This is a genomic window from Streptomyces rimosus subsp. rimosus, from assembly GCF_000720725.1.
Classification (GTDB): Bacteria; Actinomycetota; Actinomycetes; order Streptomycetales; family Streptomycetaceae; genus Streptomyces; species Streptomyces rimosus_A.
Genome location: NZ_JOCQ01000007.1, coordinates 1 through 17,484, shown reverse-complemented (window position 1 = coordinate 17,484; position 17,484 = coordinate 1). Strand labels below are relative to the sequence as shown.

Genomic DNA, 17,484 nt, shown 5'->3' with positions numbered 1-17,484 from the left:
AGACCGACGTTGGCCACTGGCACCGAACCCCAACCGCATACCGACGCACGCGGCGCGAACGGCGCGTCCGGCCCGTACAGCACCGGAGTGCACGCCCCTTCGCGCGCCGCGATACCCGCCCGCCACCTGCGCACCGACCGCTGGTGGCTGTACCCCGCCACGACCGCGGCGGGCCTGTTCGCCTTCGTCGTCTACTCGACGTGGCGGGCGTTCGCGAACGCGGACTACTACGCCGCCCCCTACGTCTCGCCGTTCTACTCGCCGTGCCTGGCGGAGAACTGCCACCCGATGCGCGGCGGCCCCAACTGGGAGATCTTCGGCGGCTGGTGGGGCCTGTCCCCCGCGCTGCTCATCCTGATCTTCCCGCTGGGCTTCCGGCTGACCTGCTACTACTACCGCAAGGCGTACTACCGCGGCTTCTGGTCCTCGCCGCCTGCCTGCGCGGTCGCCGAACCGCACAAGAAGTACACCGGCGAGACCCGCTTCCCCCTGATCCTCCAGAACATCCACCGCTACTTCTTCTACTTCGCGGTGGTCGTGGCGGGCATCCTCACCTACGACACGGCGCTCACCTTCCGCGACGCCGACTACGAGTGGGGCCACATGGGCCTGGGCACCGTGGTCTTCGTCGTCAACATCGCCCTGATCTGGGCGTACACGATCTCCTGCCACTCCTGCCGGCACATCATCGGCGGCCGGCTGCGGCACTTCTCCAAACACCCGGTGCGCTACCGCCTGTGGGGCTGGGTCGGCAAGCTCAACGCACGGCACGCGGCGCTCGCCTGGGCCTCGCTGATCAGCGTGGCCGCCGCCGACTTCTACGTCTTCCTGCTCGCCACCGGGGTCTTCGACGACCCGCGGTTCTTCTAGGAAGGGTGCCTGGTGATGACGCAGCTGGACCGGCAGGAGTGGGACGTCGTCGTGGTGGGCGCGGGCGGAGCCGGGCTGCGCGCCGCCATCGAGGCCCGGGAGCAGGGCATGCGGACGGCCGTGATCTGCAAGTCGCTGTTCGGCAAGGCACATACGGTGATGGCCGAGGGCGGCATCGCGGCCAGCATGGGCAACGTCAACGAGGGCGACAACTGGCAGGTGCACTTCCGCGACACCATGCGCGGCGGCAAGTTCCTCAACCACTGGCGGATGGCGGAGCTGCACGCCCGCGAGGCGCCGCAGCGGGTGTGGGAGCTGGAGACCTGGGGTGCGCTGTTCGACCGCACCCCGGACGGGCGGATCTCACAGCGCAACTTCGGCGGCCACGAGTACCCGCGCCTGGCGCACGTCGGCGACCGTACGGGCCTGGAGCTGATCCGTACCCTCCAGCAGAAGATCGTCTCCCTCCAGCAGGAGGACGAACGCGAACTCGGCGCCTACGACGCGCGATTGAAGGTGTTCCAGGAGTGCACCGTCACCCGTGTCCTCAAGGACGAGAACCGGGTGGCCGGCGCGTTCTGCTACGAGCGTGAGTCCGGCCGCTTCTTCGTCCTCCAGGCGCCGTCGGTGGTGCTGGCCACCGGCGGCATCGGCAAGTCCTTCAAGGTGACCTCCAACTCCTGGGAGTACACCGGTGACGGGCACGCGCTCGCACTGCTCGCCGGGGCGCCGCTGATCAACATGGAGTTCGTCCAGTTCCACCCGACGGGCATGGTCTGGCCGCCGTCCGTCAAGGGCATCCTCGTCACCGAGTCGGTACGCGGCGACGGCGGGGTGCTGCGCAACAGCGACGGCAAGCGCTTCATGTTCGACTACATCCCGGACGTGTTCAAGGAGAAGTACGCGCAGTCCGAGGCCGAGGGCGACCGCTGGTACGAGGACCCGGACCACAACCGCCGTCCGCCCGAGCTGCTCCCCCGCGACGAGGTCGCGCGGGCCATCAACGCCGAGGTCAAGGCGGGCCGCGGCTCCCCGCACGGCGGTGTCTTCCTCGATGTGTCCACGCGGATGCCGGCCGAGGTGATCCGGCGGCGGCTGCCGTCCATGCACCACCAGTTCAAGGAGCTGGCGGACGTGGACATCACCGCCGAGGCGATGGAGGTCGGGCCGACCTGCCACTACGTGATGGGCGGCGTGGAGGTCGATCCGGACACCGCGGCGGCCACCGGCGTGCCGGGCCTGTTCGCCGCCGGCGAGGTGGCCGGCGGGATGCACGGCTCCAACCGGCTCGGCGGCAACTCCCTCTCCGACCTGCTGGTCTTCGGCCGCCGGGCGGGCCTGTACGCGGCCGAGTACGCCCGCTCCCGCACCGTACGCCCCACCGCCGACCCGCTCCAGCTCGACGCGGCCGAGGCCGAGGCGCTGCGCCCGTTCAGCGCCGAGGGGCCCGACGCGCAGCACGCCGGGCGCCCCGCCGAGAACCCGTACACCCTCCATCAGGAACTCCAGCAGTCGATGAACGACCTGGTCGGCATCATCCGCAGGCAGGGCGAGATGGAAGAGGCCCTGGAACGCCTCGCCGACCTGCGGGTACGGGCCCGACGGGCCGGGGTCGAGGGCCACCGGCAGTACAACCCCGGCTGGCACCTGGCCATCGATCTGCGCAACATGCTGCTGGTCAGCGAGTGCGTGGCGCGGGCGGCGCTGGAGCGCAGGGAATCCCGCGGCGGGCACACCCGGGACGACTACCCGGAGATGGACCGGCGCTGGCGCCGGATCAACCTGGTCTGCGAACTGGCCGACGGCGGCCCGGACTCCCCGCCGCAGGACCCGGCCACCGGGCAGATCCGCCTCACCCGCCGCGAGACCCCGCCGATCCGGCCCGACCTGCTGGAGCTGTTCGAGCGGGACGAACTGGCGAAGTACCTGGCGGAAGAGGAACTGGCGGCGGAGGCCGCGCCTTCCGGGCCGGGAGCGCCGGCCGCCGGAACGACGGACGACGAGGAGACGAGCCGGTGAGCGCGCAGTCCGACGCCTACAAGGCGCACTTCAGGGTCTGGCGGGGCGACGCGGACGGCGGCGGCCTGGAGGACTTCCGCGTCGAGGTCAACGACGGCGAGGTGGTCCTCGACATCATCCACCGGCTCCAGGCCACCCAGGTGCCCGACCTGGCCGTGCGCTGGAACTGCAAGGCGGGCAAGTGCGGCTCGTGCAGCGCGGAGATCAACGGGCGGCCGCGGCTGATGTGCATGACCCGGATGTCCGTCTTCGAGCGCGACGAGACGGTCACCGTCACCCCGATGCGTACCTTCCCGGTCGTCCGCGACCTGGTCACGGATGTTTCCTTCAACTACGCCAAGGCCCGCGAGATCCCCAGCTTCGTCCCGCCGCCCGGCCTGGCGCCGGGCGAGTACCGCATGCAGCAGGAGGACGTCGGCCGCTCGCAGGAGTTCCGCAAGTGCATCGAGTGCTTCCTGTGCCAGGACACCTGCCATGTCGTGCGCGACCACGAGGAGAACAAGACCGCCTTCGCCGGGCCCCGCTTCCTGATGCGTATCGCGGAACTGGACATGCACCCGCTGGACGCCGCACCGGACACCGGCCTGGACCGCAAGCGCACCGCCCAGGAGAACCACGGCCTGGGCCACTGCAACATCACCAAGTGCTGCACCGAGGTCTGCCCGGAGCACATCCGGATCACCGACAACGCCCTGATCCCCCTGAAGGAACGGTCGGTCGACCGCAAGTACGACCCGCTGGTCTGGCTGGGCAGCAAGATCCGTCGGCGCAACCGTACGGACTGACGCCCTTCGGGCCGGTCCCCGGGCTCAGAACAGGCTCAGCAGGGCGTCCGCCGGATCGGGGATCGCGGTCTCGCCGTCGGGCAGCGCCAGCTCGAACCAGACGGTCTTGCCTCGGGGCGTACGGCGGCTGCCCCACCCGGCGCTGAGGAGGCCGACGAGTTGCAGGCCCCGCCCGCCCTCGTCGGTGTCCCGGGCCCGGCGGCGGCGGGGCTGGGCCAGGTCCGCGTCCCAGACCTCGCACACGAGCGTGCGGTCCAGCAGCAGGCGCAGCCGGATCTCGCCGTGGCCGTGCCGCAGGGCGTTGGTGACCAGCTCGCTGACGAGGAGTTCCGTGGTGTCCACCAGGGCTTCCAGGCCCCAGTCCGTGAGCTGGTCACGGGCCAGCTCACGGGCGCGGGACACCGAGCGGGCCTCGGGGGCGAGGTTCCAGTCGCCGACGGAGTCCTTGGGCAGGCCGTGCACCCGCGCCATGAGCAGGGCGATGTCGTCCTCGCCGTGCCGGGTGTCCAGCGCGTTCAGTACGTGGTCGCAGACGTCCTCCAGCGGGCGCCCGGTCTCCGACAGGGCCGTACGGAAGGCGCTCAGGCCCTCGTCCAGCGGGTGCTCGCGGGATTCGACCAGGCCGTCCGTGTACAGGGCGAGCAGCGCGCCGTCGGGCAGTTCGACCTCGGTCTCCTCGAACGGCTCGCCGCCGACGCCGAGCGGCATGCCGGGCGGCACGTCCAGCAGCAGCGCGTCCTCGCCCTCCTCGACCAGGATGGGCGGCAGGTGCCCGGCGTTGGCGAACGTACAGCGCCGGGTGACCGGGTCGTACACGGCGTAGACGCAGGTGGCGAGGTAGACCTCGGACAGGTCGGCGGTGCCGGGGCCCGGCCGGGGCGTGTCGGCGGAACAGTCCGCGGACGTGCCGGTGGAGGCCGCGGTACGGCTGCGGGGGGCGCGCGCGGTCGTACGGGCGCCGCCGCCGGTGGCCCCGAGCCCGCGCGCGATCTCGTCGAGCGCGGAGAGGACCTCGGCCGGTTCCATGTCGAGCAGCGCCAGGGTGCGTACGGCCGTCCGCAGCTCGCCCATCGCGACGGCGGCCCGCAGTCCGCGGCCCATCACGTCGCCGACGACGAGCGCGGTGCGGTGGCCGGGCAGCTCGATGACGTCGAACCAGTCACCGCCGACCTCGGTGGCGGTGGTCCCCGGCAGGTAGCGGCAGGCGATGTCCAGGCCGGCCGCCTCGGGGTCGCCCGGGGGAAGCAGGCTGCGCTGGAGGATCAGCGCGCGCTCGTGCTCCCGGCGGTACAGCCGGGCGTTGTCGATGCAGACCGCTGCGCGCGCGGCCAATTCGACGGCGAGGGCGGTGTCCCGTTCACCGAACGGTTCGCTGCCCTTGGTACGGGAGAACTGCACCAGTCCGACGACCGTGTCCCGGGCGACCATCGGCACGGCGAGCGTCGAGTGCACCACCGCGCCCAGCTCGGACCGTTCCTCGCCCTCCCGGCCCGGGATGATCTGCGCCTGGGCGGTGCGGAGCGCGCCCGCGCACGGGGAGTTGAACGGGTAGCGGTGGACGGCGCCGACCTCGACCGGGCCGTCCGCGCCCTCGGGGACGCAGCAGGGCGTGGTGGCCAGCGGCGCGTCCGAGACGGCGCTGGCGAAGGCGACCCGGCGCAGTTCGGCGCTGCCGTCGGCCATGCCCGGCGGCGCCTCGTCACCGGCCAGCAGACCTTGGTAGAGGTCCACGGAGGCCAGGTCGCAGAACTGCGGCACGGCCACGTCGAGCAGGGTGCGGGCGGTGGTCTCCAGGTCCAGGGAATTGCCGATGCGGGCACCGGCCTCGTTGAGCAGCGCCAGGTTGCGGCGGGCGCTGGCGGCCTCCCGCTCGGCCCGCCGCCGGCCGGTCACGTCGGCGGCGAGCGCGGCGACGCCGATGGGGCGGCCGCTGGCGCCGTGCAGCCGGTACAGGGAGACGGACCAGCGGCGGCGGTCGGCCTCGGCGGGGGGCGGGACCGTGGGCGAGGGGGCCGGAGGCTCGGGTGTGGTGGGAGCCGGGATGGAGGGGGTGGAAAGGGTGGAGTCGGACGGGGCGGGCGCGGGCGGCGGAACCGTACCGACCAGCGGCATCTCCGCGACGGGCTCGCCGGTCTCCAGCACCCGCCGCAGCGCCGCCTGGAGCCGGTCCGCCTCGGAACGCGGCAGGAAGTCGTGCGGTCCGCCGCCGCGGTACTTGGCCGGGGGGCCGCCGAAGACGGTCGCGAAGCGCTCGTTGACGCGCCGGATCCGCAGGTCCGTGTCGAAGAGCACGAAGCCCATGGGAGATTGGCCGAAAACGGCCTGAGAGGCGGCTATATCGGTCTCGATGCCGCGCAGCGCCCGGACATCGACCACCAGACAGACCGCGGCGCGCTCGCCGTCCGCGGTCTCGGACGGCATCACGTAGATCTCGGCGAGCCGCTGACTCCCCCGCTCCCCGGTGTCCTCGTCCGTCTCGCGCGTGCGGTACGGGACCAGGCCGGTCCACTCCCGGCCGTCGAGGATCTGCGAGACCGTACGGCGGGCCTGTTCGTGCAGCTCATGGGGGACGAACGCGGAGACCGGGTCCTTGCCGACGGCGTGCCGGGCGGGGATGCCGAGCATTTCGGCGGCGCGCTCGCTCCACCGGTCGATGCGGCCGTCGGGGCCGAGCGAGAAGGACGCGACACGGATGTAGTCGTAGATCGAGCCGGGCGGGCTGCTCTGCCATATCGGCGGGCCTTCCGGGCCCTCGGGCCCCGCCGGCCGTGCCGGGCCGTCCGTACCGCCCGGCCCGGCCGGCTGCGCGGGTCCTGCCCCGCCAGATGACTTCTCGCTCACGAGCCCCGTCCCCTCCAGCTCATCGTGCCCGGACCGGACGAGCCGAGTATCCAGCACCGCGGCTATCCGGAACACGGTCTTCACGATCACAGCACAGTCTCGATCGCAGGCCGTCCACAGAATGTCAATGAAACGGCAACGATCAGGCCGCCACCAGACTCCTAACCCGCCACAGACAGCTCGAACCACACTGTTTTACCCGTCCTGCCGTGCCGGGTGCCCCAGCGCCGCGAGGTGCACGCCACCAGTTGCAGCCCCCGGCCGCCCTCGTCCTCGGGGGCGGCGGCGCGCTCCCGGGGCGGGTCGGGCACCGGATCGGACACCTCGACGAGCAGCTCGCCCCCGCTCTTGAGGACCATACGCACCCCGATGGGCCCGCTGGCGTAGCGCAGGGAGTTGGTCACCAGCTCGCTGACGAGCAGAACGGCCAGGTCGGCGGCGGAGTCCAGCCCCCACTCCCGGAGCGTCTCGCGGACCACGGCACGGGCGGTGCGCACGGAGCCCGGTTCGGCCGGGAAGCTCCATTCGGCGATGGGTGATCCGGAGATCACACCGCGCCGGGGCGGGCAGGACGCGGAATCGGGGACCCCTGCCGCTGCGCTGTCGCTCACGCCGATCACTTCCCAGCCCGGTGCGCACACCCTCCGGATTGTCCGTGGTGAGGGGGTAAACAGCACATACCCGGTATCAGGGTCGCAATATCGCCCTCAATGGCGCACTGTGGCACAAACGGCGTACTGAGGTGGCCGGGGGCTCGCCGCACACGCCTCGTACGGCGCGGGAGCCCTCCGGCGGGCTGTCCCAGGGCGGCAGGCCGCGCCACGCTCCGGACGGCAGCCCCGTACGAGGGACCCGTGTCGGTCCGATGATCGGCCCGTATGGGGGAAGCGGGAGGTGAGGGGGTGACCGGGGCGGGGTACGGGCGCGGGCGGCGCGCTCTCAGGCCCCGGGCGCGTACGCGTTCCCGCCCAGGCCCGGGCGCGTACACGTTTCCGCTCAGGCCCCAGGCACGTACACGTTTCCGCTCAGGCGCCTGACGCGTACGCGTTCCCGTTCAAGCGTCGCATCGCCTCGGCGACCGCCGGGCGGTCCTGGTCGAGCCAGTCGACCTCGTGTTCCTGCTCCGGCGCCAGCCAGCGCAGCGCGTCGTGGTCCTGGAGGGCCTTCGGCTCGCCGGACACCAGCCGGACCGTCCACACCCACAGGACGAGCCCGGGGCGCAGCGCCCACTCCCCCGGAATCCGCTCCACCGGCTCCGCCTCGATGCCCAGCTCCTCGCGCAGTTCGCGCGTCAGCGCCTCCTCGGGCGTCTCACCGGGCTCCACCTTGCCGCCGGGCAGCTCCCAGCGGCCGGCCAGCGCGGCCGGAGCGCTGCGCCGCGCGGCCAGCAGCCTGCCTCCGTCGAGCACCGCCGCGCCCACCACCACACGCACGTCCGTCATGCGCGGCAGCCTACGTGCCCCCCATGCCGTCCCCGTACGTCAGGTGGCGACGTGGCCCACCCGCTCCACGACGTAGAGCCGTCCATGGCTGCGGGTGTCGAGCCGGTCGGCCACCTGCTCCGCTTCCGCCCGGGTGGCGTAGCGGCCGACGCGATAGCGGTTGCCGCCCTCGTCCTGACGAATGACGAGCCAGGGCAGTACCGCGCCACTGTCGGTCATCGCGCCCCTCCGTCCGCCGTCCGGCGCGCCGTCGCGCGCCCCTCCTGATCTGATGCCGAAACCGCATACCGCATATGCCCGAGCCTACGCCCGACCTTTACGCACCGGATACGGCTTTGCACAAAGAGGTACCGAACCGGCCATCAGACCGTGCACGAGGGGCGCGTGAAACGCGCCCGGCCACTCCTGGGCCGGTACGCGAACGGGCGCCGCCGGCGGCTCCTGCCACCGACGACGCCGTCGACTGCGAAGTTCGGGATCACCGGGGCCGCCCGGCGGTCACGCCGCGCAGCCCTGCGAGCGGTCCTGTCAGACGGTCCCCGCCTCGCACTTGGCGCCGGACTTCGCACCGTCCGCGCCCGGCTCCCCGGCCGCCTCGGCCTCGGCCGCCGCCAGCGACTCCGCCTCGGCCTGGATCAGCGTCGGGTTGCGCCAGGAGCTGCGGACGCCCCAGACGTAGAAGAGAAGGCCGATCACCGCGACCACGAGGATGTCCCAGCCCGCCGGCAGGTAGCCCTTGCCGCCGAACTCCTCGCCGCCCATGTACGAGACGCACGCCATGACCAGCAGGTACGCCACCATCCAGGCGCCCGCCTTCAGGTGCGGCTTCAGCTCGGCCCACGGCTTGCGCAGCTCGTACCAGGCCCAGACCGGCAGTCCGACCGCCATGATCAGGATGACCTTGCCGGTGAGCGGCCAGCGGCCCCAGTACAGGACGAGCGAGCCGAAGACCATCGCGACGGGCGCGATGACCGGCATGATCCGCAGCTTCACCGGGCGCTTGAGGTCGGGCGCGAGCCGGCGCAGCGACATCACCGCGACGGGGCCGGTGATGTACGAGATGACGGTGGCCACCGAGACGATCTCGGCGAGCGAGCCCCAGCCGCGGAAGACCGCGAGGAACAGGAAGGCGATGAACAGGTTGAGGACCAGCGCCGGACGCGGCACACCGGTCTTCTTGTCGACCCGGCCGAAGATCTTCGGCAGATGGCCGTTCTCCTGCACGCCCTGGATCATCCGCGAGGTGGTCGCGGCGTAGATCATGCCGGTGCCGGACGGGGAGACGAAGGCGTCCGCGTACAGCAGCAGCGCCAGCCAGTTCAGGCCCCAGGCGATGGCGAGGTCGGCGAGCGGCGAGTTGTAGCCGAGGTGGGCCCAGCCGCCGGCGGACTCCAGCTTGCCGCCGGGGACGGCCATCAGGAAGGCGACCTGGAGCGCGACGTAGATGACCAGCGCGATCAGGATCGAGTAGATGACGGCCTTGGGCAGCGACTTGCCCGGGTTACGCGCCTCGCCGGCCATGTTCAGCGGCGACTGGAAGCCGTTGTAGGCCCAGACGATGCCGGAGAGGGCGACGGCCGAGAAGACCGCGCTCCAGCCGTTGGGCGTGAAGCCGCCGTGGTCCTTGATGTTGGAGGTGTCGAAGTGCGCCAGCATCAGCGCGCCGGCGGTCAGCACCGGCACCACGACCTTGAAGACCGTGATCGCGGTGTTGGTCTTCGCGAAGAGGGAGATCGCGAACCAGTTCAGGAAGAAGTAGAAGACCAGCAGGACGCTGGCCAGGGCGACACCGGTGCCGGTCAGCTCCTTGCCGTCGTAGAGCGCCTTGGCCCACCCGAAGTCCCACGAGCTCATGTACTGGACGGAGGCGGTCGCCTCCCCGGGTATGACGGAGACGATCGCGATCCAGTTGGCCCAGGCCGCGAGGTAACCGGCCAGCGAGCCGTGCGAGTACTGGCCGTAGCGGACCATGCCGCCCGCCTTCGGGAACATCGAGCCCAGCTCGGTGTAGGTGAGGGCGATCGTGAGCGCGACGGCCGCGCCGATGACCCAGGCGAGGATGGCGGCGGGGCCGGCGATGGAAGCGGCCCGCTCGGCCCCGAAGAGCCAGCCGGAACCGATGATCGACCCAAGACCCGTGGCGGTCAGGGCAATGGTCCCGAGGGACCGTCGGTAATTCGAGTGGGAGCCCTGCTCCGCGCTCTGGGTCTGCGTCGTGCTCAACGTGCTTGGTCTCCTGATCTTCCCCCGTGCCGTGCACAAACTTCGCCATCGTAAGAGCGAATTGGAAGATCGGATTCCCAAGCGGGGTCAAAACTCGGGTCTGGCTGAAGGTGTGTGAGGTTTCCAACACAACAATTGGCTGGGCAAATCAGGACATACACGTTTTTAGGGGGTGACTACCCGAGGGTTACGCGTCAGTACACAACGTGCGATCTTGAGCCCCGCGCCGCCGAAATTGCTATGAGGGGATGGGTTTCGGCCATTGATGGGGTGGGAAAGAGGCGCTGAATGCGGGGGAAGGGGCGTCCGTCAGCGTTCCCCCGGGTGCCCCTCGGCGGGCCGGTGGGTGCTGCACGGTCGCGACCGCCCCTGATGCGCCGGCGAGCGGCCTAATGCACCGGCAGGTGATACGCCACCCGATGGCGGTCGGCGAGCGTGACGACGTCGGCGGTCTCGACCGGGCGGCCGCCCGCGAAATACGTACGCGAGATGACCAGCACCGCGTGGCCCGGCACCCCGCCGAGCGCCATGGCCTCCTCCGCCAGGCCGGGACGCGCGCCGACCTCCTCGACGACGTTGTCCACGATCACGTCGATGGCCGCCATCCGCTCGACCACGCCGCGCCCGGCCAGCGGCCCCTCCTCGGGCAGCATCACCGGGGTGCGCCCCGTCAGGTCCAGCGGCTCCCAGGAGGTGGAGAGCATGGCCGGCTCGCCCTCCGCGCGGAAGAGATAGCGCGTGCGCATCACCCGGTCGCCCACCTGGATGCGCAGCCGGGACGCGACCGCCGGGCCGGCCTCCTCCCGCTCGCTGCTGGACTCCCAGGTGCCTTTCACCCGCTCGTCGGCCTGCTCCTGGCGGAAGGGTGTGGCGCCGATGCCGGTGCGGTAGCCGGCGCGGGCGATGCGGCGCGGGACGGGCTGCTCGCGCACATACGTCCCGGAGCCGGAGCGGCCTTCGACCAGGCCCTCGGCCATCAGGACCTTGCGGGCCTCCAGGGCGACGGTGTCGGAGACGCCGTACTCCTCGCGGATGCGGGCCTGGGAGGGGAGGCGGGTGTGCGGGGGCAGCACACCTTCGACGATCTTCTGGCGCAGGTCGCCGGCGACGCGGAGGTACGCGGGCTGCTCACCGAAAGGCACATGCCCCTCCCAACAGCTTGACAGTCAGCAACAGCGTGGCAACCGCGCGTTGTTGACCGCAAGCCTGGGCCAGTAATTCACTCGAAGTGATGAAGCCCAGCTCAACCAATGTGCCGATCATGGAAGTTGGCCGCCTGGAGACACGGGTTCCCGGCGGTACGGCGTGGCCGTACGTTTCGTGCGAAAGTCGGTACGACACGCCGTACGCGACCGACGCCACCGGCGCCCGACCCGATACGGGAGGAGCCCACCGTGCCCGGGACAGCCACCGCCCCTTCCCTCTCCCCCATGCCGGAGGACTGGCAGCGCGCCCTCGCCGTCGTCGCCCACCCCGACGACCTCGAATACGGCGCGGCCGCCGCCGTCGCCGAGTGGACAGCGGCCGGCCGCGAGGTCACGTACGTCCTGGTCACGCGTGGTGAGGCGGGGATCGACGGGCTCGGACCCCAGGAGTGCGCCGCGATCCGCGAGGCGGAGCAGCGGGCGAGCGCCGCGGTGGTCGGCGTACGGACGGTGGAGTTCCTGGACGAGCACCAGGACGGCGTCATCGAGGCCGGGCTGCCGCTGCGGCGCGACCTGTCGGCGGCCGTCCGCCGGCACCGCCCGGAGCTGCTGATCACGCTCAACCACCACGACACCTGGGGCGGGGTCGCCTGGAACACGCCCGACCACCGGGTGGTCGGCCGCGCCGCCCTGGACGCGGCGGGCGACGCGGGCAACCGCTGGATCTTCCCCGAGCTGATCGCCGAGCAGGGGCTCGACCCCTGGGACGGCGTCCGGTGGGTGGCGGTGGCCGGGTCCCCGTACCCCACGCACGCGAAGGAGGTCGGCCCCGGGATCGAGCGGGCCGTAGCCTCCCTGGCCGAGCACCGCGCGTACATCACCGGCCTGGAAGGCGCCGGCCAGGACCCGGAGGCCTACGCCCGCGGCTTTCTGGAGCCCATGCTGCGCTCGGCGGGCGAGCAGTACCGCGGCGCTCCCGCGACCCTTTTCCAGCTCTACCCGCGCTGAGGCCGGGCTCCCCACTCCCCCGCTTCCACCCGCCGGACGAATTCGACCACCAGATCAGCGACCTCCCGCGGCCGCTCCAGCAGCATCGCGTGCGTCGCGTCCACGCCCGCCACCTCGACCCACGGCTGTGTACGCGCCAGCTCGTCCAGGTCCGCGTGCAGCCCCCGCACATACGCCGCCATCAATGCATCCACCCACGGCATACCGGGCGTCGGGGGATTCGGCCGCAGCGCCCGGGTAATCAGCAACGGCTTCCGCACCCGCCGGTAGAGCTCGAACAGATCGATCTCCGCCATGGCCTTCTGCATACCGAGCCCCGCCACCCGCTCGGGCCGCAGATACACCTCCCCGTTCGCGTTCTCCGCCATTCCCCGCCGCACCCCCGCCTCCAACAGCCCGACGGGAATTCCCAACTCCTCTGCCATGGCGGCGTTGTAGGCCAGCACGCCCTCCAGCCCGCCCTCCGGCAACGGCCGTCCCATCGCCGCGTCAGCGAATTCCCGGGCTTCCGCCAGGCGTCGCACCACGTAATCCCGGTCCATCCCCACGTACTGCCCGGGCCGCCCCATCCCGTGCCCATCCAGATTCACCGCGCCCGGCACACGGCCCAGTTCCTCCGAACAGCGAGTCGCGACCATCCCACCCAACGAATGCCCGGCCACCACAGCGTCCGGCATCCCGCACTCCTCCAACACGGCCGCCGCATCCGCGACCGCCCCCGCGAACGTCCAATCCCCGTCCCCGCCACCGGACTTGCCGTGCCCGCGCAGGTCCATCGCCACCACCCGATGCCTTTCGGCCAGCACCGGCGCCACGAGCTCCCAATCCGCCAACGTCCGCCCGGCCCCGTGCAGAAGCAACAGGGCCGGTCCGTTTCCGCCGTGATCCCGGACAGCGATCTCGACACCGTCGGACGCGGCAACCCATCTGTCCTCAACCTCATGAGCAGTAGCCATGCCTTCACGCTAGGCCGCCGAAAACCGCGCAAGATCATCCGCCAGGACGTGGATTTCCCGCTTTCGCGCGGCCCATAATGGACTTACGGCATACGGCTAACCCTCGCCCGAAACCGTCTCGCCAACCGCTCCGGGCCCGGACCGCTCATCGTCCCCGTCACCGTCGAGCAGCCCCGAACTCGCCAGCAGGAAACCGAGCTGGGCCCGGCTGCTGCTGTTGAAGTGCTCGGAAACCTTGCGGATATGAGCCACGACCGTGCGGCGGCTCAGGCCGATCCGGCGGGCGATGCGTTCGTCGGTCTCGCCCTCGACCATGGCCCGGAGGATGACGCGCTGGAGATCGTCCAGCACGGGGGCCTCGCGCTGCGTCCCCGCCGACGGGTCGACGGGAACGGCGCGGGCCCAGTGGCGTTCGAACATCACCGTCAGGTAGCGGATGAGGGCGGGGTGGCGTATCTCCATCGCGGTGTCCGCCGTCTCCTCGCAGGTCGGGATGAAGGCGACGGCCTGGTCGCAGATGATCAGCCGGTCGAACATCTCCGCCAGCGTGCGGACCTCCGCGCCCTCCGCGGTGATCCTCCTGATGTAGGCGAGGGTGGGCCGGTGGGTGCGCACCGAGTGCTGGTACAGCGTCCGCTGCCGCACCCCGCGGGCCAGCAGGGGCAGGCTGCGCCCCAGGGCCTCGCGCAGCAGCTCGGCGGGCCGGCCGCCGCCGGGCTGGGCGGTGATGAGTTCCCCGGCGCAGCCGCTGACGGCGGCTTCCAGCGCGTGGCTGATGGCCCGGGTGCCCCGAATGACGGTGAGCGGCTGCTCCTCCCTGCTGCGTACCTCGGAGTAGACGGAGTCGTAGGCGCCCACGGCGGCCCGGATCTGTGCCGCTTCCCTCCTGAGGCGCGCCATCGTCTCCTCCAGGGGGCGGAGGGCGGCCTCGGCCGCGATGACCGGCGGTACCGGAAAGGCCCGGCCGTCGGGGCTCTGCGACTCGACGAGCAGCTGAAGCCGCTTCAGGCACTCGGGTACGGACTCAAGAGGAATGTTTCCTTCAATCACCGCCCGGCGGTAGAGATCCTTGGCTGAGAGGCAGGGCTCCGCAACATCAACTGCGCTGCATGAGGGTGCCGTCGAGCAGGTCTCGTGTCGCTTCACAGAAGTGCAAGGTAACATCACGCAGCTGGCTCAATCCATCGTTTCACGGCTGCTTCGGCCAGGATGAATAACGAGGATCGCTGCTGTGGGGGGAGCGGCCGTGCCCGTCTTTTCCCTCGGCCTGACGCGTGCGGGCTCTCCAGCATCCGCACGGTAGGGGGATTCGATGCACAGTATTTCGCCGGCCACGTTCGGCGTCGCGGAGATCGCCGCCGCGTTCGTGGCCCGCATCGGGCGACCGGCGGCGTCGGCGGGAACACCCGCGACGCTCTGCGCCGGGCCCGCGCCCACTGACGAGGACCCCGCCTGGGGGTGACGCGGGCGCGCGCTCCTGGGGTGGGGCCCCGGAGTGCGCGCAAGGCCGTGGCTCGTATTCGATCGTGAACGGGGGGTTGAAGTGGGCGATGCCGCCACGCTTCAGGTAGGCGAGAAGGTTGACATTCCAGTACTCCTACGGTTCGTTCCCGGAGTTTCTGTTCTGTCATTGATGGGGGACACACTCGGGATCCCGCAGGGAGTTCCCGCGAACCGCCGCACAATGCTGCGGAAGTCCTGTCCAGAGCATCTTTGGAACGTGATGGGGCCCATCACGTCCGCAGGTTACCTGCATATTCCAAGCGTTCTCTCGATGGGCGGCGAAGCCGGTCCGAACGCCATGCGGGAAGAGATCGAGAGAATCGCCGACACCACGCCGGATTCCCTGCTGGCCGACCTGGAGCGAACGTTCGGCGGGGAAGCGCCGGCCGCCTGGCGAAAGGTCGTCGACCATCCCGCCGCTTTCCTGATCTCGTACTCCGGACTGGTCCGTGCGGTCTGGGACGCGGTCGCCCCCGTATGGCACCGGGCCAAGCCGCTGCTGGAACGGGAGATCGAGCGCGTGGGCACGGCCTCGGTCACGGGGACGATGGGCGCTCTCCTCGCCGGTCTCAGCCCACGGACCGCCTTCGTCGACGGCCATCTGCGGCTGCCGGACCACACACCGCTCGCCCATGGCGTCGCGGTACGGAAGCTGACGCTGATGCCGCTGGTTTCCGGTACCCGGGCCTGCGTTCTCCGCCTCGGCGACGACGGACACGCGTACATCGGCTACCCGGTGACCGGGCTCGCACCGCTCCTGGGCGGCGGCGAGGACCGGGCGGAGGGATCGGCGGACGCGCTCGCGCTGACGCTGGGCGAATTACGCGCCGTCATCCTGCGCAAGGGCAACCAGTCCGTATCGATGGGCAAGTTGGCCGACCTGCTGCACTGCACCGCCGGCACGGTGACGTACCACTGCCGACAGCTCGAACAGGCCGGACTCCTCTACCGCGAACGGCAGGGCCGGGAGGTCCGGGTGCTGCGGACGCTCAGAGGCGACGCACTGGTGGACGCCCTGTCATGACCGGGGACAGCGCAACGGCGAAACGTCTGGTCGTCCTCGTCTCCGGGGCGGGCACGAATCTCCAGGCCCTGCTGGACGCCATCGCCGGTGAACCGGACGCGTTCGGGGCGCGGGTCGTGGCGGTGGGGGCGGACCGGACGGGCATCACCGGGCTGGACCGGGCCGAGCGGGCCGGCCTGCCCACTTTCGTCTGCCGGGTAAGGGACTTCGCCACCCGCCGGGAGTGGGACGCGGCCCTCACCGAGGCCACCGGCGCGTACGCGCCGGACCTGGTCGTCTCGGCCGGGTTCATGAAGGTCGTGGGCAAGGAGTTCCTGGCGAGGTTCGGCGGGCGCATCGTCAACACCCACCCGGCGCTGCTGCCCAGCTTCCCCGGGGCCCACGGGGTGGCGGACGCGCTCGCGTACGGCGTGAAGGTCACCGGCTGTACGGTCCACTTCGTCGACGACGGCGTGGACACCGGGCCCATCATCGCCCAGGAGGCGGTGGAGGTGCGCGACACGGACGACGAGGCGTCCCTCCACGAGCGCATCAAGGAAGTCGAGCGTGCCCTGCTCGTCGACGTGGTGGGCCGCCTGGCCCGCAACGGCCATCACATGGACGGGCGCAAGGTCCTGCTGCGCTGAGCCCGGCGTCCGGACACGCGCCGGCCGTGGTCCCCCGCCGGGAGGCAGGGGCCACGGCCGCCGTCGCATCAGGCGAAGAGACCGGGGACGGTCGCTTCGTGGGCGGCACGGATCTCGTCCAGTGGGATGGTGAAGTGGCCTTGGACGTCGAGGGTGTCGCCGTCGATGACGCCGATGCGGGTGGCCGGCAGGCCCCGTGCCCCGCACATGTCGGTGAAGCGCAGCTCCTCACTGCGCGGCACCGCCACGATGGCGCGGCCCGCGGACTCGGAGAAGAGCAGGACGAAGGGGTCCAGATCGTCCGGGACGACGATGCGGGCGCCGCGGCCGCCCTTGAGGCACGACTCGACCAGCGCCTGCACCAGCCCGCCGTCGGACAGGTCGTGCGCGGCGTCGATCATGCCGTCGCGGGACGCCGAGATCAGGATCTCGGCCAGCAGCTTCTCCCGCGCCAGGTCCACTGTCGGTGGGGTGGATGGCGGCCTCGCCGGTCTGGTTGTACAGCGAGACGTTGCCGCCGGTGACCGGCGTGCCCAGCTCCAGGCATCCGTCGGCCAGGCCGCGCACCGCCTCGGCGAACTGCCACATCACCGCCGGATCCTCCGGCGAGCCGAAGTTCAGGCAGTCCGAGACCGCCAGCGGCCGGGCGCCGGTGGCCGCGACGTTGCGGTAGGCCTCGGCCAGCGCCAGCTGCGCCCCCGCATACGGGTCCAGCTTGGCGTAGCGGCCGTTGCCGTCGGTGGCGATGGCCACCCCCAGGCCGGAGTCCGCGTCGATGCGGATCATGCCGGCGTCCTGCGGCTGCGCCAGCACCGTGTTGCCCTGCACGAAGTGGTCGTACTGGCTGGTGATCCACGCCTTGGACGCCTGATTCGGCGAGCCCACCAGCGCCAGCACCTGCGCACGCAGCGCCGCCCCGTTCGCCGGGCGCGCCAGCTTGGTCGCGTCGTCGGCCTGCAGCGCGTCCTGCCACGCGGGGCGGGCGTAGGGGCGCTCGTAGACCGGGCCCTCGTGCGCGACCGTCTTCGGATCCACATCGACG

At 71.3% G+C, this 17,484-nt stretch carries 15 protein-coding genes and 1 pseudogene; 7 read left to right on the top strand and 9 right to left on the bottom strand.

Annotation, left to right across the window (positions count from 1 at the left end; translation table 11 throughout):
• Positions 1–9 precede the first annotated feature (9 nt).
• From IH45_RS0105270 to IH45_RS0105260, 3 genes are read left to right on the top strand one after another with little or no spacing between them, the layout of a single operon-like run.
• Entirely contained in the window at positions 10–870 is an 861-nt protein-coding gene (locus tag IH45_RS0105270) for a hypothetical protein (protein ID WP_030662091.1), read from the top strand.
• A 15-nt stretch (positions 871–885) separates the two neighbouring features.
• Positions 886–2,889, top strand: a complete 2,004-nt coding sequence (locus tag IH45_RS0105265) for a fumarate reductase/succinate dehydrogenase flavoprotein subunit (RefSeq protein ID WP_030662088.1) — start codon at positions 886–888, stop codon at positions 2,887–2,889.
• Entirely contained in the window at positions 2,886–3,674 is a 789-nt protein-coding gene (locus IH45_RS0105260) for a succinate dehydrogenase/fumarate reductase iron-sulfur subunit (protein ID WP_030662085.1), read from the top strand. The genes IH45_RS0105265 and IH45_RS0105260 overlap by 4 nt, the downstream gene beginning before the upstream one ends.
• A 24-nt stretch (positions 3,675–3,698) precedes the next feature.
• On the opposite strand, the gene IH45_RS0105255 is transcribed toward IH45_RS0105260, so the two are convergent.
• The 6 genes from IH45_RS0105255 to IH45_RS0105230 all read right to left on the bottom strand — a co-directional run bounded on the left by IH45_RS0105255 (position 3,699) and on the right by IH45_RS0105230 (position 11,322).
• On the bottom strand, positions 3,699–6,407 hold the full coding sequence (locus IH45_RS0105255) for a SpoIIE family protein phosphatase (protein ID WP_050514569.1): 2,709 nt from the start codon (positions 6,405–6,407) through the stop codon (positions 3,699–3,701).
• Positions 6,408–6,676: 269 nt separating this feature from the next.
• A complete protein-coding gene (locus IH45_RS0105250; protein ID WP_030662080.1) occupies positions 6,677–7,135 on the bottom strand; it encodes an ATP-binding protein in 459 nt (152 codons plus the stop codon).
• 405 nt (positions 7,136–7,540) lie between these two features.
• Entirely contained in the window at positions 7,541–7,957 is a 417-nt protein-coding gene (locus IH45_RS0105245; protein ID WP_199810623.1) for a (deoxy)nucleoside triphosphate pyrophosphohydrolase, read from the bottom strand.
• A 39-nt stretch (positions 7,958–7,996) separates the two neighbouring features.
• The gene (locus IH45_RS0105240; protein WP_030662074.1) at positions 7,997–8,176 is read right to left on the bottom strand and encodes an SPOR domain-containing protein; all 180 of its coding nucleotides are present in this window, start codon (positions 8,174–8,176) and stop codon (positions 7,997–7,999) included.
• A gap of 309 nt (positions 8,177–8,485) precedes the next feature.
• Positions 8,486–10,180, bottom strand: coding sequence for an APC family permease (locus tag IH45_RS0105235; protein ID WP_030662071.1), 1,695 nt, complete (start codon positions 10,178–10,180; stop codon positions 8,486–8,488).
• A 389-nt stretch (positions 10,181–10,569) separates the two neighbouring features.
• Positions 10,570–11,322, bottom strand: a complete 753-nt coding sequence (locus tag IH45_RS0105230; protein ID WP_030662068.1) for a GntR family transcriptional regulator — start codon at positions 11,320–11,322, stop codon at positions 10,570–10,572.
• 288 nt (positions 11,323–11,610) lie between these two features.
• Between IH45_RS0105230 and IH45_RS0105225 the strand changes: the two genes are divergently transcribed.
• Positions 11,611–12,333, top strand: a complete 723-nt coding sequence (locus IH45_RS0105225) for a PIG-L deacetylase family protein (RefSeq protein WP_030662064.1) — start codon at positions 11,611–11,613, stop codon at positions 12,331–12,333.
• Here the strand turns inward: IH45_RS0105225 and IH45_RS0105220 are convergent.
• Both IH45_RS0105220 and IH45_RS0105215 read right to left on the bottom strand, forming a co-directional pair.
• A complete protein-coding gene (locus IH45_RS0105220) occupies positions 12,321–13,289 on the bottom strand; it encodes an alpha/beta fold hydrolase (protein ID WP_030662061.1) in 969 nt (322 codons plus the stop codon). The two genes, IH45_RS0105225 and IH45_RS0105220, sit on opposite strands and share 13 nt — an antisense overlap.
• Before the next feature lie 96 nt (positions 13,290–13,385).
• The gene (locus tag IH45_RS0105215; RefSeq protein ID WP_063762945.1) at positions 13,386–14,339 is read right to left on the bottom strand and encodes a LuxR C-terminal-related transcriptional regulator; all 954 of its coding nucleotides are present in this window, start codon (positions 14,337–14,339) and stop codon (positions 13,386–13,388) included.
• 262 nt (positions 14,340–14,601) lie between these two features.
• Here IH45_RS0105215 and IH45_RS1000000148580 point away from each other — a divergent pair, with 262 nt between their 5' ends.
• From IH45_RS1000000148580 to purN, 3 genes are all read left to right on the top strand, one after another.
• Positions 14,602–14,751 carry a hypothetical protein gene (locus tag IH45_RS1000000148580; RefSeq protein ID WP_158812936.1) on the top strand — a complete coding sequence of 50 codons (150 nt, stop codon included), beginning with the start codon at positions 14,602–14,604 and terminating at the stop codon, positions 14,749–14,751.
• A 312-nt stretch (positions 14,752–15,063) separates the two neighbouring features.
• Positions 15,064–15,816 (top strand): MarR family transcriptional regulator, encoded by a 753-nt coding sequence (locus IH45_RS0105205; RefSeq protein WP_050514557.1) that lies wholly within the window; start codon positions 15,064–15,066, stop codon positions 15,814–15,816.
• Entirely contained in the window at positions 15,813–16,442 is a 630-nt protein-coding gene (gene purN / locus IH45_RS0105200; protein ID WP_030662051.1) for a phosphoribosylglycinamide formyltransferase, read from the top strand. Before IH45_RS0105205 ends, purN begins: the two co-directional genes overlap by 4 nt.
• A gap of 68 nt (positions 16,443–16,510) precedes the next feature.
• Here purN and IH45_RS01000000143185 read toward each other — a convergent pair.
• Positions 16,511–17,484, bottom strand: a pseudogene (locus tag IH45_RS01000000143185) (AIR synthase related protein); the annotation flags it as partial.

What these genes read in the sequence shown, in the direction of transcription:
- IH45_RS0105265 (WP_030662088.1), top strand. Translation starts at nt 886, where the DNA reads ATGACGCAGCTGGACCGGCAGGAGTGGGACGTCGTCGTGGTGGGCGCG.
- IH45_RS0105245 (WP_199810623.1), bottom strand. Translation starts at nt 7,957, where the DNA reads ATGACGGACGTGCGTGTGGTGGTGGGCGCGGCGGTGCTCGACGGAGGC.
- IH45_RS0105220 (WP_030662061.1), bottom strand. Translation starts at nt 13,289, where the DNA reads ATGGCTACTGCTCATGAGGTTGAGGACAGATGGGTTGCCGCGTCCGAC.
- IH45_RS0105240 (WP_030662074.1), bottom strand. Translation starts at nt 8,176, where the DNA reads ATGACCGACAGTGGCGCGGTACTGCCCTGGCTCGTCATTCGTCAGGAC.
- purN (WP_030662051.1), top strand. Translation starts at nt 15,813, where the DNA reads ATGACCGGGGACAGCGCAACGGCGAAACGTCTGGTCGTCCTCGTCTCC.
- IH45_RS0105225 (WP_030662064.1), top strand. Translation starts at nt 11,611, where the DNA reads ATGCCGGAGGACTGGCAGCGCGCCCTCGCCGTCGTCGCCCACCCCGAC.
- IH45_RS1000000148580 (WP_158812936.1), top strand. Translation starts at nt 14,602, where the DNA reads ATGCACAGTATTTCGCCGGCCACGTTCGGCGTCGCGGAGATCGCCGCC.
- IH45_RS0105205 (WP_050514557.1), top strand. Translation starts at nt 15,064, where the DNA reads ATGGGCGGCGAAGCCGGTCCGAACGCCATGCGGGAAGAGATCGAGAGA.